12 protein-coding genes are annotated in these 15777 nt (G+C 70.2%); 3 read left to right on the forward strand and 9 right to left on the reverse strand.

Translation table 11 applies throughout. The features are described from left to right. Positions 1-7 precede the first annotated feature (7 nt). Positions 8-1105, reverse strand: a complete 1098-nt coding sequence (locus MKK53_RS25585) for a GGDEF domain-containing protein (protein ID WP_243929100.1) — start codon at positions 1103-1105, stop codon at positions 8-10. 224 nt (positions 1106-1329) lie between these two features. Next, positions 1330-3474, reverse strand: a complete 2145-nt coding sequence (gene flhA, locus MKK53_RS12895) for a flagellar biosynthesis protein FlhA (protein ID WP_243929101.1) — start codon at positions 3472-3474, stop codon at positions 1330-1332. Positions 3475-3604: 130 nt separating this feature from the next. On the opposite strand from flhA, the gene MKK53_RS12900 reads away from it, so the two are divergent. Then, complete coding sequence (locus MKK53_RS12900) at positions 3605-4249, forward strand: hypothetical protein (protein ID WP_243929102.1); 645 nt, start codon at positions 3605-3607, stop codon at positions 4247-4249. A gap of 133 nt (positions 4250-4382) precedes the next feature. Here the strand turns inward: MKK53_RS12900 and MKK53_RS12905 are convergent, their stop codons facing one another. The 7 genes from MKK53_RS12905 to MKK53_RS12935 form a co-directional block, all read right to left on the reverse strand. Continuing rightward, on the reverse strand, positions 4383-5618 hold the full coding sequence (locus MKK53_RS12905; RefSeq protein ID WP_243929103.1) for a hypothetical protein: 1236 nt from the start codon (positions 5616-5618) through the stop codon (positions 4383-4385). 284 nt (positions 5619-5902) lie between these two features. Continuing rightward, positions 5903-7144 (reverse strand): capsule biosynthesis protein, encoded by a 1242-nt coding sequence (locus MKK53_RS12910; RefSeq protein ID WP_243929104.1) that lies wholly within the window; start codon positions 7142-7144, stop codon positions 5903-5905. Between the two features lie 122 nt (positions 7145-7266). Beyond that, a complete protein-coding gene (locus MKK53_RS12915) occupies positions 7267-7920 on the reverse strand; it encodes an ABC transporter ATP-binding protein (protein ID WP_243929105.1) in 654 nt (217 codons plus the stop codon). 90 nt (positions 7921-8010) lie between these two features. Further along, positions 8011-8796, reverse strand: a complete 786-nt coding sequence (locus MKK53_RS12920; protein ID WP_243929106.1) for a hypothetical protein — start codon at positions 8794-8796, stop codon at positions 8011-8013. A 273-nt stretch (positions 8797-9069) separates the two neighbouring features. Further along, entirely contained in the window at positions 9070-10158 is a 1089-nt protein-coding gene (locus tag MKK53_RS12925; protein ID WP_313901547.1) for a branched-chain amino acid aminotransferase, read from the reverse strand. A gap of 124 nt (positions 10159-10282) precedes the next feature. Further along, positions 10283-12076 (reverse strand): ABC transporter ATP-binding protein, encoded by a 1794-nt coding sequence (locus tag MKK53_RS12930; RefSeq protein ID WP_243929107.1) that lies wholly within the window; start codon positions 12074-12076, stop codon positions 10283-10285. 104 nt (positions 12077-12180) lie between these two features. Beyond that, entirely contained in the window at positions 12181-12699 is a 519-nt protein-coding gene (locus tag MKK53_RS12935; protein WP_243929108.1) for a Spy/CpxP family protein refolding chaperone, read from the reverse strand. 130 nt (positions 12700-12829) lie between these two features. On the opposite strand from MKK53_RS12935, the gene MKK53_RS12940 reads away from it, so the two are divergent. Then, positions 12830-13744 (forward strand): metal ABC transporter solute-binding protein, Zn/Mn family, encoded by a 915-nt coding sequence (locus MKK53_RS12940; protein ID WP_409564323.1) that lies wholly within the window; start codon positions 12830-12832, stop codon positions 13742-13744. A 136-nt stretch (positions 13745-13880) separates the two neighbouring features. Then, positions 13881-15638, forward strand: coding sequence for a heparinase II/III family protein (locus tag MKK53_RS12945; RefSeq protein WP_243929109.1), 1758 nt, complete (start codon positions 13881-13883; stop codon positions 15636-15638). Positions 15639-15777 lie beyond the last annotated feature (139 nt).

A 15777-nucleotide genomic window follows, 5' to 3' on the forward strand; every position in this document is an offset into this window, starting at 1 on the left:
ACGGCCTTCAGGCGACGTTCCGGAGCGTCGCCGCCTCCGCCGTCGCCCCGCCGCCGCACGCGGCGATGCCGCCGCCCATGCGCTTGATGCGATAGGACGCCTCGTCGGCGTGGCGGAGCAGTTCCTCGAGCCGGCACCCGTCCGCCCCGGCCCAGGCATAGCCGAGGCTGACGCCGACGCTGAGGTTCCGTCCGGCGACGGCGATGGGCTCCCGCAGCGCCCGGTTCACCGCCTTGGCCAGATCCTCCACCTCCCCGGGCCGGTGGATATGGCGCTGGAGCACCACGAATTCGTCTCCGCCGATGCGGGCGACGGTGGCGTCCTCGGGAACGGCGGCGACGAGCCGGCGGGCGATCTCGGCGAGGACGGTATCGCCCGCCGCATGTCCGAACCGGTCGTTGATGATCTTGAAGCCGTCGAGGTCCATGCTGTGGACCGCCACGGAGGTCCCGGCCTGCGGGGCGAAGCTCCCGAACGCCTCCCGCAGGCCCAGCCGGTTGGCCACGCCCGTCAGCGGATCGTTGCGGGCCAGCCGCGCCATCTTGATCCGCGTGGCGACGTGCCAGACGGCGGTGCGGTGCACGTGGCGCACACTCTCGAACGAGCCGACCAGGAAGACGCCGAAGATCAGGGCGGTCAGGCGGTGGGTGGTGTTCTCCCACGACGCCGCGGCGATGATCGCCGGGGTGCCCGCGACGATCAGGGCCGCGACCGCGATGAGCGGCCGGATCGCGACCCGCCCGACGATGCCGGAGCCGTAGCCGAACATCATCCCCGTCGCGAGCAGCTGCAACTGCACGTCGGGCTGCCGGAAGACGCTGCAAGCGCCGGCGCCGACCGCGGAGGCCATTCCCAGGGTCACGAGGGCATGGGCCGCCTCGAAGCGGGTCGTCATCCGGGCGTGGGCCGGGCGCGTGCGGGTGTGGTGCGCCTGCCAGGCCATGAGCCCGAGCTTGGCCACGCAGGACAGCCCACCCCAGATCGCGGCGGCGAGCAGGATGACCGAGCCGGTCGCGGCGTAGGTGAACAGGTTCACGCCGACGAGGGTCAGCCCCATGATGCTGGTCGGGACCGGCGAATGGGCGAGGTCCGCCACGAGAGCCACCCGCACCTCCGGCGTCTCGCGAAGGACTTGCGGTCGGATGGTCTCCACGGATGGCCCTTCAGCTCAAGCCCTCGGTTGGGGCTCGAAGAAGGCGCCGAATGAATTAAGGATCGATTTCGCAAAACCTACAATTGCAGGACGGCGATACCATTCGATCCGCCGGTCGTGCTTTCGCACGGGACAGGCGGCGCAGACGGTGGCCGAACCGGGCATGCCCGCAGGGCTCAGATCGAGCCGACCGTCCTGAGCCGCGCCCGCGGGTGGATCTCGGCTTGGCTCATCACCGGGGTCTCCCGGCGGAACCGCTCGATGATCGAGCGGACGAAGGGCCGCGCGTGGGCGGAGGTGACGAGGACGGGCATCTCCCCCATCCGGGCGGCGGTCTCGAAGCGGTCGCGCACCGCGTTCACGAATTCCGAGAGCTTCGAGGGCTGCATCGCGAGGTAGCGCTCCTCGCGCTCCCCGATGATGGCGTCCGCGAAGGCCTGCTCCCAGGCTGGGGACAGGGTGACGATGGGCAGGGCGCCGTCCGGCCCCTGGTACTGGGCGCAGATCTGACGGCCGAGGCGCGCCCGGACGTGCTCCACCACGTCCCGCGGATTCTTCACGGCCCCCGCCACCTCGGCGATGCCCTCGACGATGGTGCCGAGGTCGCGGATGGACACCCGCTCGGAGAGCAGGAACTGGAGGACGCGCTGGATGCCGGTGGTGGAAATCTGCGACGGGCAGACCTCCTTCAGGAGTTCGCCGTGCTCCTTGGGAAGCTCGCGCATGAGCTTCTGGACCTCGACGTGGTTCAGGAGCTCCGAGACATGCGCCTTGATCACCTCGGTGAGGTGCGTCGAGACCACGGTCGCCGCATCGACCACGGTGTAGCCCCTTAGCTGCGCGTCGTCCCGCAGGGAGGCATCGATCCAGGTGGCCGGAAGGCCGAAGGTCGGCTCCAGCATGTGCTGCCCGGGGAGCTGCACCTGCCCGCCCATCGGGTCCATGGCCATGAACTGGCCGGGGAAGATCTTGCCGGTGCCGGCCTCGATCTCCTTCACCCGCACCACGTAGGCGTTGGCATCGAGCTGGACGTTGTCGAGGATGCGCACGGAGGGCATCACGAAGCCGAGCTCCGCCGCCAGCTGCCGCCGCAGGGCTTTGATCTGATCGGTGAGCCGGTCCTGGCCCTCGCCGTTCACGAGAGGCAGCAGAGCGTAGCCCATCTCCAGCTTCAGGTCGTCGAGCTTCAGGAGGTCGGTGACGGTTTCCTCCTTGGCCGCGGCGCCGGGGGCGGCCTCCACCGGCTTGCCCTCGGCATCGACGGGCGGCGCGCTCATGGCCGTCCTGTTGAGGCGCCACGCCGCGTAGCCGGCCCCACCGCCCAGCAGAAGGAACGGGAAGATCGGCATGCCCGGCAGCAGGCCGATCAGCAGCATCACCGCCGCGGACATGCCCAGCGCCTTCGGGTAGTGGGCGAGCTGCTTGCCGAGCGCCTTGTCGGCGGCCCCCCGCACGCCCGCCTTCGAGACGAGGATGCCGGCCGCGGTCGAGACGATCAGCGCCGGGACTTGGCTCGCGAGGCCGTCGCCGATGGTGAGCAGGGTGTAGCTCTTGGCCGCGTCGCCGAAGCTCAGCCCCTGCTGGGCGACGCCGATGATGATGCCGCCGATCACGTTGATGAAGGTGATGAGCAGGGCGGCCACGGCGTCGCCGCGGACGAACTTGGAGGCGCCGTCCATGGCGCCGAAGAAGGCGGATTCCTCCTCCAGGGCGGCGCGGCGGGCCTTGGCGCTCTTCTCGTCGATGAGGCCCGCGGAGAGGTCGGCGTCGATCGCCATCTGCTTGCCGGGCATCGCGTCGAGGGTAAAGCGGGCCGCCACCTCGGCGATGCGCCCCGAACCCTTCGTGATGACCACGAAGTTCACGATGATCAGGATCGCGAAGACGATGATCCCGATGACGAAGTTGCCGCCCATCACGAACTGGCCGAACGCCTCGATGACGTGGCCGGCGGCGGCCGTGCCCTCGTGGCCGTGGCCCAGGATCAGGCGGGTGGAGGCGAGGTTGAGGGCGAGCCTCAGCATCGTCGCGATGAGGAGCAGGGTCGGGAAGACCGTGAATTCGAGCGGGTTGTCGATGGACAGGCCGACCATCATGATCAGCACCGACATGATGATCGACACCGCCAGCAGCAGGTCGAGCAGCACGGACGGCAGCGGGAAGATCAGCACCGCCAGGATGCCGAGCACGCCCGTGGCGAAGAGCAGGTCTGACCGCTTCGAGAGGGCGTGGAGGTCGCCGCGGGTCGGCAGGCCGATCTGGCCGAACAGCGCCGCAACGCCGCCCCCTCCTCCGGTCGCCGGCGTGGCAGCCTCGCTCATTCCGATCCCCCGCCGGGCTCAGCCCGCCCCACCCGGCAAGTTCTGCCGGGTGGATGGTTAGCGGCCCGTTAACCATCGGAACCGGGAGCCGGCCCGGCGCTTGACCGGGCGAGACCGGAGAGACGCCAAAATGCCCGAACGCGCTGTGACGGCCCTGTTCGAACGCTATGCCGATGCGGAGGGTGCCATCGAGCGCCTGGAGGCCCTCGGCATCCCCCATGCGGACATCGCGATCCTCGCCAGCCGCTCGCCCGACGCGCCCGACATGTCCGCCCCCGGGACCGCGCCGGTGGCGGGCGAGGCGGAGGCCGATGCCGCCGGCGGGACGGGGACGGGGGCGACGGTCGGCGGTCTGATCGGCGGCGGCGCGGGGCTCCTGGCCGGCCTCGGCATGCTGGCCGTGCCGGGTCTCGGGCCGATCGTCGCCGCGGGCTGGCTCGTCTCGGCGCTGACCGGGGCGGGAATCGGCGCCGCGGCGGGCGGCCTCGTCGGCGGGTTGACGGGCGCCGGCATGAGCGAGACCGAGGCGGCGGCCTATGCGGAGGGTGTGCGCCGGGGCGGCACCCTCGTGACGGTGCGCAGCGAGGAAGGCCGCACCGAGCAGGTGATCGCCGCCCTGAAGGAGGCCGGGTCCATCGATCTCGACGAGCGGGCCCAGGGCTGGCGCTCGGAGGGCTGGACCGGCGGCACCGCCGCCGGACCCACGGATGCGGACGGTCGGCAGACCGGCACCTCCCCCGCGCCGACGCAGGTCTTCGGCGGCTCCCGGCACTAGGCGGTCCCCGGCCCCCCTTGGGGCGGAACGACTTCGGCCGGTGATGATCGCGTCCGGACGCGATGCTCCGGTCAGATCCTGGGGAACTGCCTCGCGATACGGCCGGGGGACGAAGGCCGTGGCGAGGCCGAGGTCACTGCGCGAGGCTGCGCCGGTCGGAGAGGATCCAGACCACCTTGCACATCTGCCCCGGCAGGCTCTCGGCATGCAGGTCGATCTGCACGCCAGGGGGCATCGTCATCGAGGCCCACTGGCTGAGATCCCTGCCGATGCCGATCTCCTGCCCCGCCATGGCGATCCGCATCTTCAGGGGGGCCGGGTGGCCCGACAGGTACATGACGGTGCAGGCGAGGGGGTCGAAGGCCCGGGTCGTCCGCAGCGTGATGTCGTGGTTGCCGGTGCCGACGATGGTCAGCCCGTCCCCGTCACGGAAGGCGTGCAAACCGGCTCCGTCTTCGCCCGCGAGGGACACGATTTCCAGGCCCGCCTCCTCGACCGTCCCCGCGAGGCCCGGCGGCACCGCCGTGACGGGTGAGACGGCGGAATCCGACAGCGCGAAGGGCCGGCCCGCGTCCAGCGCCCGGTCGGCATGGATGCTGAAGTAACGCCAGCAATTGAGGAAGCGGATATCGCCCGTCATGTGCAGGCCCCGGACGGGGCCCGCGGCCGATCTCAGGATCGGGCGGTTCGCCTGCGTCCGCCACTCGACGAGCCCGTTCTTGGTGACGAAGTTCTGCGTCTCCGGCAGCAGCCGCACCCGTCCCTCGGCCCCCCACAGGTGGAGGAAACAGGTGTCGATGCCGTAGATCAGCCGGAAATCCGTGCCGACGCCGTCGAGGCAACGGCGGATATGGGCCGCGAACCCCTTCCACGCCGCCGCCGTCCCGGCCACCAGCCCCGCCTGGAGGGCGCCGCCATACCGTTCGAGGACATCCTCGGCCACCCGCCGCACGTTGGCCTCCCTGTGGGAGCCGATCAGCGGATCGCTGACGAAATCGCACAGATAGGCGTCCTTGCAGACGAAGATGTCGTCGCCCTCCACATGCGAGAACAGGTCGAAAGTCTCGCTGCAGAACCAGATGTCGGCATCGTAGAGTGCGATCTTGGTCAGGCCGGGATTGAGGTCGCACAGCTTCGCGACCTCCACGAAGCGCGCCACCGGGAGGGACTTCTCCGTCGCCTCGACCACGTTGACGGAATGTCCGCGCAGGATGTCGATCTTGCGCTGCGACAGGCCGAAGCCGATCACCACGACGTGGCCCCGGTAGTCGCTCTGGCGCAGCGAGAGGATGAACGGGATCAGCATCTCGTACCACGCGCGGTCGTCGTCGTTCAGGGCGACGCAGACGGCGTGTTGGGCGGCATCCATCTCGGTTCACCGTCGTCCGCCGATGGCCCAGCCGTCTCCCACGGCACGCCGTCGCCGTGCGGAGATGGGCACATCTCGAAGTTAGATTTGAGCGAACACAAGTATTGAAAGTTGTGCCCTCTCGCGTGGGCAAGTCTAGGCTGCCGCCCGTCGCGGTTCAAGCCGTGCCCGATCCCAACACCGCGCACGTCCGCGGCCGGAATGCCTCCGCCCGCGGCATGTCCCTCGATGTCCGGCTGCCACGACCCATCCCGCCGCCGCGGTGGGTCGTGGAAGGGCGCGCCCTACTCCATCGCCTTGCGCACGAACAGCGCGGCGGCGAACAGCACGGCCGACCCTGCGGTGACGAGGGCGATCATCAGGATGCGCCGGGGTTGGGTCGAGGACTCAGCCCTCACCGGCTGGACGATGGGGCTGAAGAACTCGATCTGGCGTGCCGCCACGATGCGCGCGCGCTCGTGGGCGGAGAGCACCTGCTCGTAGTACTTCGTCGCGTTCTTGCGCTCGTTCTCCAGGGCCTCGAACCGGGTCAGCGCCTCGGAGAGGACGCGCTTCTGCTCGGGATCCTGCGTCGCGGTGGCCTTCTCGATCCGGGCGATGTTGTCATCGATGTCGCGGATCTGCTGCTTCAGATCCATGATCCGGCGGGATTCCGGCCCGAGGTCGCGCTGGCCGATGGCGAGCTGGACCGCGAGGTTGATGCGGTTCGCCTTCAGCTCCGACGTGACCTTGAGGTTGGCTTCGTTGCTCTTCTGCGCGTCGAGCACGCCTTCGCGGTTTCGCAGGTCGCGCACCGCGATGCTGACTTTCCTCAGCCGCTCGTCCGCGAGCTTCAGCTCCCGGTCGCTCTCGGCCAGGGCGTCGTTGCGGGCGTTCATGCTCAGCTCGTTGACCATCCGCTCCGCCTCCTTGAGGACGGCCTTGGTGATGGCCAGGGATTCGTCGGGGTCGAACGCGTCGACCCACAGGCTCATGATGCCCGAGGACGATTCCACGTCGATCTCGACGCGCTGCCTCCAGTATTTAAGGAACTTCTCGATCGGCTTCCCGGGGTCGAACCGCGACAGGTAGTCGATGCTGTCGCGGCCGAACCATTCGCGGATCGGCAACTGCTTCTCGATCACCTCCAGCATCGGGCGGCTCTGGATGTAGCTGTAGGTGATCAGCGTATCCTGGGCGACCATCTGTGTCGGCACGCCCGCATTGGTGCCGACGGAATCCGGCGTCGCCTTCTCGGCGCTGCCGATGGCCGGCCGGATCGCGAAGCGCGCCTCGGTGACGTAGCGGTCGGAGGCGATCAGCCCGTAATAGACGGCCCCCGCCAGGGTCGGCAGCACGAAGAAGAGCACGAACAGGACCGGAACCCAGGGGTCGCTCTTGACGTGGCTCTGGTAGGACCGGATCCCCTTCCGCCGGTCGGCGAAGCGCGACATCCGCGCGAATTGCCGGAGCGATTCCGCGATCTGCTGCTGCCGGTCGGCCGGCGTGAGCGGCCGGCCCGCGGGCTTGCCGATCTCCATGTTCATCGAGCGATTCCCGATCTGTCCGAGCGTCCGGTGCCGGCCCTCGCGCCGGCGTCCGTCCCTTGCGCCGCCCCTGCCATGCCAGCGCCTGACGGCAAAACCATGTCGGCGTCCCGCACGGGCGATCAGGCATTCAAGCGGTGGTAGACCTCGATGGCGTCGTTCACGTCCTCGTAGACGATGGCGCGGCCGTTGAGCAGCACGATGCCCTGCGTGCACCAGCCCCGGATCACCTCCATGGAGTGGGAGATCATGATCACGTCCGCGTGCTTGCGCCGCTGGGAGAACACCTCCTCGCAACGGCGGGCGAACCGGCCGTCGCCGACCGAGGTGACCTCGTCGATCAGGTAGCAGTCGAACGGGATCGCCATGCTCATCCCGAAGGCGAGGCGCGCGCCCATGCCGGAGGAGTAGGTCCGGATCGGCACGTCGAGGTAGCTGCCGAGTTCGGAGAAGTCCTCCACGAAGTCGAGCACCCGCTTCGGGTCCTCGCCGTAGATGCGGGCGATGAACTTGACGTTGTCACGGCCCGTCATCTGCGGGTGGAAGCCCCCGCCGAAGCCGAGGGGCCACGAGACGCGCAGGCCGCGCTTGACGTGGCCGCGGGTCGGCTCCTCGGTGCCGGCGATGAGCCGCATCGTGGTCGATTTGCCGGCGCCGTTGATGCCCAGGATGCCGTAGGAGATGCCGGGCTTCAGGGTGAAGGACGCCTGCTCCAGGATGGTGCGGCGGTGACCGTCCGTCTTGTAGACCTTCGTGACGTTCTCGAAGCGGATCAACGAGATAGCCTCCGTGCCGGCGCGGAGGGGCCTCCGGCTGTGGCCAGCCCTGTCGCAGGAAAGAGGCGAATCTGAGGATGGGCTTGCGCCTCAGATCAACCCTTGGAGTTGCAGGCTCGTGTGGAAATCGCCGGCGAAGGTGTGCTGGCCGAGATGGTTCAGCCTCGAATGCAGGTCGGCGTAGACCTTGCCGCCCATGTCCCGCCAGCGGCGGCAGAAGGCGTAATCCTCTGACAGGTAGCGGCGGGAATCCGGGTCGAGCATGCAGTCGAAGAACAGCCAGTAGAGATGGGCCAGCGGATCGTGCTCGCGGCCATCCGGCGTGTATTGCAATTCGGGATAGTGCTTCATCATCCGCAGGAAGACGTCGCGTTTGATCGCCATGAAGCCGGTGGTCGCCTCCGCCACCTCGATGAAGCCGTCCTCGTCGATATACGGCCGGAGCGGCTCCTCGCCCTGCCCGATGGGGTTGAAGGCGTAGTTCGTGTAGCGCCGCTCGTACTCGGCATAGGTCATGCCGGCCGGCAGGCCCTTCGCGGGCCAGTTGTTCGTCTTCAGCGGATAGACGCCGGAGGCGACGTCCCGGTCGGCGAGCAGGATGCGGTACACGGCCTCCGGGGTGAAGGCGATGTCCGAGTCGATCCAGAACAGGTGCGTGAATGACTCGTCCGCCAGGAAGTCCTTCACGGTCCGGTTGCGGGCGCGGGTGATCAGGCTCTCGCTGCGCATGTGCAGCATCGTCGCCATGCCGAGTTGGGCGCAGGAATAGGCGAGGGAATACAGGCTGGTCACGTAGTTCATCGACACGGAAGAGATGTAGCAAGGCGTCGCGAACATCACCCGCATCGAGCGAAGCGCCGAATCCGGCAGCAGCATCGAAGATCTCCGTCAGGGCCGGCCGGCCACCGGCCCGGTCGCCGCTCTGTATCGGCTGACGAAGTTTATAAAAACTGATTTCGGGTTGATTGCAGTATTTTCAATTGCAAATACTTCAATTGATTGATCTACAATCTGGAATTGTGCATCCCGTCATCGCGGGTGCGGGGAAGCGATCCGGGGCGATGCCACCTCCGGGGGCGGTCCACCTCCCCGGATCGCTTCACGTCATCCGCCGCGCCTCGCGGTGCGACAGGCCCCGGAGGGCGCCCCTCAGAAGACCTTCTGGAACCACCCATGCGCATCGGAGGTGTTGCCGCGCTGGATGTCCACCAGCAGGGTGCGGAGGCGGCGGGCGACCGGGCCCGCCACGGCGTTGCCGATGGTGAAGTCGTCCTCGCGTCCACGCACCCGGCCGATCGGGGTGATCACCGCGGCGGTGCCGCAGGCGAACGCCTCGGTCTGGCGGCCGGAGCGCACGTCGTCACGCCACTGGTCGATGCCGTAGAGCTCTTCGCGCACGGTCATGCCGGCCTCGCGGGCCAGGGTGATGATCGAATCCCGGGTGATGCCCGGCAGGATGCTGTCGGACAGGGGCGGGGTCAGCAGGGTGCCGTCCTCGAAGACGAAGAACACGTTCATCCCGCCGAGCTCCTCGACGTAGCGGCGCTCGGCCGCGTCCAGGAACACCACCTGCTCGCAGCCCTGGTTCGCCGCCTCGGCCTGGGCCGCGAGGCTCGCCGCGTAGTTGCCGCCGCACTTGGCGGCGCCGGTCCCGCCGGGGGCGGCGCGGGTGTAATGCTCGGACAGCCACACCGTGACCGTGCCGTTCGGGTCCTTGAAGTAGGAGCCCACCGCCGAGGCGATGGTGATGAACAGGTACTCGCTCGCGGGCTTCACGCCGAGGAACACCTCGTTGGCGATCATGAACGGGCGCAGGTACAGGCTGCCGTCCGGCGTGTCGGGGATCCAGTCCCGGTCGATCTCGACGAGCTTGCGCTGGGCGGCGATGAACGCCTCCTCGGGGAAGGGCACCATCGCCATGCGCTCGGCCGAGCGGCGGAAGCGCAGGGCGTTCGCCTCCGGCCGGAACAGGGCGGCGCCGCCATCGGCGGTGCGGTAGGCCTTCAGCCCCTCGAAGATCTCCTGCGCGTAGTGCAGCACCGCCGCGGCGGGATCGAGGGGGATCGGCGCCCGCGCGGTGATCTTCGCGTCGTGCCAGCCGCGTCCCGCGCTGTAGCGCACGATCGCCATATGGTCGGTGAACACCTTGCCGAAGCCCGGATTGGCCATCAGGGCGGCGCGGTCCCCGGCGGAGCGGGGGGCCGCATTGGTCTCGATCTCGAACGTCAGGTCGCTCACGGTCAGGTCCTCTCGGGCGGACCCGTGCCGACTCGCATCGCGGGACGGCGCGGCTCCGGACCCATGGTCCGGCGCGCTCCCTGCGGGACGGGCCTCCGCCGCGGCGGGGAGCGCATCCGACGCCTTATGGCGTGCTCCGCGGCCGGACGCCACTGTCCTCGGGCCGCACCGGGTCGTCGGTGAATTGCAGACGGCGCAGGCGGGCATAGGTGCCGCCCTGCGAGACGAGGTCGTCGTGCCGGCCCGTCTCGATGACGCGCCCGCCCTCCAGCACGGCGATCAGCCCCGCATCGCGCACCGTGGACAGGCGGTGGGCGATGACGAGGACGGTGCGCCCGCGCATGAGCCGCCCGAGGGCCTCCTGCACGAGACGTTCCGATTCGGAGTCCAGCGCCGAGGTGGCCTCGTCGAGGAGGAGGATCGGCGCGTCCTTGAGGAAGGCGCGGGCGAGGGCGATCCGTTGCCGCTCGCCGCCGGAGAGACGGCCCCCGCCGGGCCCGACCCTGAACTCGTAGCCCCCCGGCAGGGCGGAGACGAAGCCGTGCGCCGCCGCGGCCCGGGCCGCCGCCTCGATCTCGGCCCGGCCGGCGCCAGGTTTGCCGAAGCCGATGTTGGCGGCCACGGTGTCATCGAACAGCATCACCTCCTGCGACACGACGGCGACGGCGGCCCGGAGGGAGGCCAGCGTCACGCCGCGCACGTCCTGCTCGTCGATCAGCACCCGGCCTTCATCGACGTCGTAGAGGCGGGGCACGAGGTTGAGCAGGCTCGACTTGCCCGAGCCCGAACGCCCGACCAATGCCGTCACCGCGCCGGCGGGGGCGGTGAGGTCGATCCCTTCCAGGGCCTGCGCGTCGGCCCGGTAGCGGAAGCGCACCGCCTCGAACCGGACTTCGCCGGCCCCGACCTTGAGCGGCTTGGCGCCCGGCGCCTCGCGGATGGTGGGGGCCTCATCCATCAGGTCGAAGTAGCGGCGCAGCGCCGCCGCCGCCTCCTGCAGGATCGCGTTGAGGTTGCCGAGCGCCCGGGCCGGCTGGGCGGCCAGCAAGAGGGCCGCGACGTAACCGGTGAAGTCGCCGACCGTGCGGTCGCCGTTGAGGACCCGCTGTCCCACCAGGACCAGCACCACCGCCACCGCGAGGCCGCCGCCGATCTCGAGCAGCGGGTCGAGGCGCCCACGGGCGTTGGCGGCCTTCATCTTGAGGCGCCGGACCTCGTCCAGGGAGGCGGCGGCGCGGCCCTTCAGGTAGCCTTCCAGGGCGAAGGTCTTGGCGACCCGGACACCCTGGAGACTTTCGGAGATGAGGCTCGCCGTGGCGCCCATCTGCTCCTGCGTCGAGGTGGAGACCCGTCGCAGCTTCTTGCCGATCCGGCCGATGGGGCCGGCGATGAAGGGCACCGTAACGCCGGCCACCAGGGTGAGGAGCGGGTCCATCCACAGGAGGGCGGCGACCAGCCCCACGAGCATGGCGATGTCGCGCAGCAGCACCGTCGAGATGCGGGTGAGCGCCTCCTTGATGAAGGCGAAATCGGTGGTGAAGCGCTGGGTGAGGGCGGCTGGGCTCTCCCGCCCGAGCTGGGCGAGATCGGATTCGATCAGGTGCCCGTAGAGGGCGACCTGCATGTCCGCCTCGACGCGGGTGACGACCCTGTTGGTCAGCACCGTCTGTCCGTACAGGGCGAAGCCGCGCAGGGAGGTGACGAGGATGACGATGACCGGGCCGTAGGCGATGGCCGCGGCATCCTTCCGGTCGAAGGCGTCGAAGGCCGCCTTGATCAGCGCCGGGTAGAGGCCTGTGGAAGCCCCCACCACGGCGATCAGGCCCAGGACGACGGCCAGGGCGCTCCGGTGGGGGGAAAGCCACTCCCGCCACAGCCGGGCGAGCAGGGGGGCCGTGTCGCCGGGCAGGCGTGCCATGGAAAGTCCGGTTCGAACCCAAGCGCCGGCCCATGGAGCGGGGCGGCGGCTGCGGTGTGACGCCCCCGCCGCCGCGGATCAAGCCGTCCGGACGGAATGCCGGCTCAGCGGTCGTCGCCCTCCGGCCCGTGGTCGCCGCCCCGCCCGTGCCCGCGCCGGCCGCCGGGTCCGCCCATCGGTCCCATCGGCCGGGCCAGGATCACCGCCCGGCGCTTCTGGTCCTGATCGAGGCTGGCGTAGAGGGGCTGGGTGGCGTCGGCGAGCTTGGGCAAGGCATCGGCCCGGGTGCTCGCCGCGTCGGCCATCGCGCGCAGGGCGCCGGGGGCGTCCTCGTCGAAGCTCGGCCGGCTCTCCATGGTCGCCCGGCGCTGCTGGCGCATCTTGGCCATGTCGCGCATCGCGGCCTCCACCGGCGGCCAGAGCTTCTCCTGGTCGGGGGAGAGTTTGAGCCCGGCATGGATCGCGGCGATTCGCGCGTCGGCGAAGGCGGCCCGGTCCTCGGGCGTCAGGGCGCTCCAGCGGCCATGGGGACTGCCGTGGTGCCCGTCATGGGCCCAAGCGGCGCCCGCGAGCCCGAGGCCGAGAAGGCCGGTGGCGAGCAGGGCGGTGGTACGGCGGGTCATCCCGGTCTCCTCGAAGGCAGGGGGAGGGCGCAGGGCGCCGGTCCCGTTCCCCATCACGCACCGGCGATGTATCCGCCTTGTTTATGTAACAGTGTTACATTATCAGGCCGGGGTCGGATGGAGGTGTGCGGTGAGCGGATCGGTGCGCGCGGCGATGGCCCTCGCCATGGTCGTCTGGACGGGGGTGGCGTCGGCGGCCGGATGCGGCCCGGTCCGCGCGGTGGCGACGTTCTCGATCCTCGGCGACCTCGTCCGGCAGGTCGGCGGCGGCCATGTGGAGGTGGCGACCCTGGTGGGGCCCGGCTCGGACGTCCACAGCTTCAGCCCCGCCCCCGGCGATGCCAGGATTCTGGCGCGGGCGGACATCGTCGTCGTGAACGGCCTCGGCCTCGAGGGTTGGATCGATCGCCTGATCCGCGCCTCCGGCACGAAGGCGCCGGTCGTCACGGCGAGCGGGGGCGTGGCAACCATGGAGGATGCCGACCCGCACGACCATGGCGGCCACGACCACGGGCATGCCGACCCCCATGCCTGGCAGAACGTGGCGAACGTGAAGGTCTACGTGGCCAACATCCGGGACGGGTTGTCGAAGGTCTGCCCCGACCACGCGGCCGACTACGCGGCGGCGGCGGCGGCCTATACGGACCAGCTCGATGCCCTCGACCGGGAGGTGCAGGCCGCCATGGCGCGGATCCCGCCGCAGAACCGGCGGCTCATCACCACGCACGACGCCTTCGGCTATTTCGCCGCCGCCTACGGGCTGACGATCCTGGCGCCGCAGGGCCTTTCCACGGAAAGCGCGGCCAGCCCCCGGGACGTGGCGGCGATCATCACCCAGATCCGTCGGGAGAAGGTCCCGGCGGTCTTCCTCGAGACGGTGACCGACCCGCGGCAGATGGAGCGCATCGCCCACGAGAGCGGCGCGCGGATCGGCGGCGAGATCTACTCCGACGCCCTGTCTCCCCCCGAGGGTCCGGCCCCCACCTATCTCGCGATGATCCGCTCGAACGTGAAGGCGTTCGAGGCGGCCCTGTCCAGCCGGTGAATCCGCGGTGGACGGATCCGTCCGGGCTGACAGAGCGTAAACCAATGGTTAAGAGGCCCGCCCTAGTTTGAAGCGGGAGGGGGCCGGCCGAACCTCGGCCGAGAGGTCTCCCGGGCCTGTGGGCATTGGAGACTGCGTGGCTTGGGGGCCTGATGGCTGGGGGCCTGACCGCTGGCGCCTCTACCGGTTGGTGGGGCGCGAGGTGGCACGGACCGCGCGCAGCGCCGCCGCGCGCCTGAGCGCGCCGCCCGCGATCCTGGCGCGCGTCCGTGTGGGCGCCCTCGTGATCGCGCCGCAGGATCTGCGGACCTCGGACGCGACCTTCGCCGACGACATCTACGCCGGCCTGTTCGTCTTCGCCGGGCGCTCCCTCGCGGCGGGCGGCGGTTCGCCCTTCGACTATGCGGCGCCTTCGCCGGAATGGGCGGACGAGCTCTACGGATTCGGCTGGCTGCGCCACCTGCGGGCGGCGGACACGGCGCTCGCCCGCGCCAACGCCCGCAGCTTCGTGTCCGATTTCATCGCCGGGCGCGGGGATCCCGCCCTGGCGCGCCAGACCCCGGTGGCCGCCCGGCGGCTGATCTCGTTCCTGTGCCAGTCGCCCCTGGTATTGGAGGGGGCCGATCACGGCTTCTACGACAGTTTCCTGCGGGCCATCGGCCGGAACGCGCAGCAGCTCGAGCGCGACCTGCGCCGGGGGGTGATGCCCCCCGCGCGCCTGAACGCGGCGGTGGCGCTCTGCTATGCGGGGCTGTGCTGCGAGGGGATCCAGTCCATCCTGCGGAGGGCGACGCGGGTGCTCTCCCGGGAACTGGAACGCCAGATCCTGTCCGATGGCGGGCACCGCTCCCGCAACCCACGCTTCGGGATGGAACTCCTGCTCGATCTGCTGCCGCTCCGGCAGGCCTTCCTCAGCCGTTCCGTCGAGCCGCCGGCCGCGCTCCTGCGCGCCATCGACAGGATGCTGCCGCTGCTGCGGCTGCTGCGCCATCCGGATGCGTCCCTCAGCCATTTCAACGGCATGGGCGCCACGGATGCGGACCACCTCGCCACGCTCCTCGTCTACGACGACACGTTCGGGCGGCCGATGATGCACGCGCCGAATTCGGGCTACGAGCGCCTGGAAGGCGGCCGGGTCGTCCTCACCGCCGATGTCGGCGCCAGCGCGCCGCTGCCCTATTCGGTGAGCGCCGGGGCCGGGTGCCTCTCCTTCGAAATGTCGAGCGGACCGCAGCGCATCGTCGTCAATTGCGGCTTGCCGCCCAGCGGCCCGGAGATGCGCCAGCTCGCCCGCTCCACGGCCGCCCACTCCACCGCCACCGTCGCCGACGCCTCGTCCTGCCGCTTCGTTGTGAAGGCCGGCTGGTGGTGGGAGCGCCGGATGAGCGCGTGGCTAAGCCGCCGCCTGGGGCCGGTGGTCCTACGGGGGCCGGTCGCCGTGGCCGCCGAGCGGGTGGAGGAGGAGGATGGGATCGTCCTCGCCGCCCGGCACGACGGCTACGTGCTGGAATTCGGCCTCGTCCACGAGCGGCGGTGGCACCTGTTCCCGGCCGAAGGACGGCTCGAAGGGCGCGACGCCTTCGTCCGCGCGGGCAATGGCGTGGTCAAGAGGCTGCCGGGGCGGCCCCGGGGGCAGTCCGTGGCGGTGCGGTTCCACATCCACCCGGCCATCGCCGTGCGCACCGTGCCGGGCGGCATCGAGCTCGCCTCGGCACTCGGGGAGGTCTGGCTGTTCGACGCCGAGGGCGCGGAGGTGCGCATCGAGGAAAGCGTGTATTTCTCCGGCCTCAGCGGACCGCGCCGGACGGACCAGATCGTGCTCTACCTCGCCGTGACCGACGCCGCCGAGGTGCGTTGGACCTTCGCCCGGCTCGCGGCGGCGGCGGGCCGCTGAGCCAGGGCCGTGCGCGTCCGTCCCCTCGACTTCGGAGGGGATGGGGCGGTCTCCGCCGTGTCCCTCCACGGCCTCCAGGCTGGCCGCCCGCGGCGGTTCCGTGTTACCGGCGAACCGAATTCCAAGAAGATTTCGGCAC

Source organism: Methylobacterium sp. J-076 (genome assembly GCF_022829405.1).
Taxonomy (GTDB): domain Bacteria; phylum Pseudomonadota; class Alphaproteobacteria; order Rhizobiales; family Beijerinckiaceae; genus Methylobacterium.

Coding starts and splice junctions, on each gene's coding strand:
- MKK53_RS12900 (WP_243929102.1), top strand. CDS start 3,605: ATGCCCGAACGCGCTGTGACGGCCCTGTTCGAACGCTATGCCGATGCG.
- MKK53_RS12920 (WP_243929106.1), bottom strand. CDS start 8,796: ATGCTGCTGCCGGATTCGGCGCTTCGCTCGATGCGGGTGATGTTCGCG.
- MKK53_RS12905 (WP_243929103.1), bottom strand. CDS start 5,618: ATGGATGCCGCCCAACACGCCGTCTGCGTCGCCCTGAACGACGACGAC.
- flhA (WP_243929101.1), bottom strand. CDS start 3,474: ATGAGCGAGGCTGCCACGCCGGCGACCGGAGGAGGGGGCGGCGTTGCG.
- MKK53_RS12930 (WP_243929107.1), bottom strand. CDS start 12,076: ATGGCACGCCTGCCCGGCGACACGGCCCCCCTGCTCGCCCGGCTGTGG.
- MKK53_RS12935 (WP_243929108.1), bottom strand. CDS start 12,699: ATGACCCGCCGTACCACCGCCCTGCTCGCCACCGGCCTTCTCGGCCTC.
- MKK53_RS12910 (WP_243929104.1), bottom strand. CDS start 7,144: ATGAACATGGAGATCGGCAAGCCCGCGGGCCGGCCGCTCACGCCGGCC.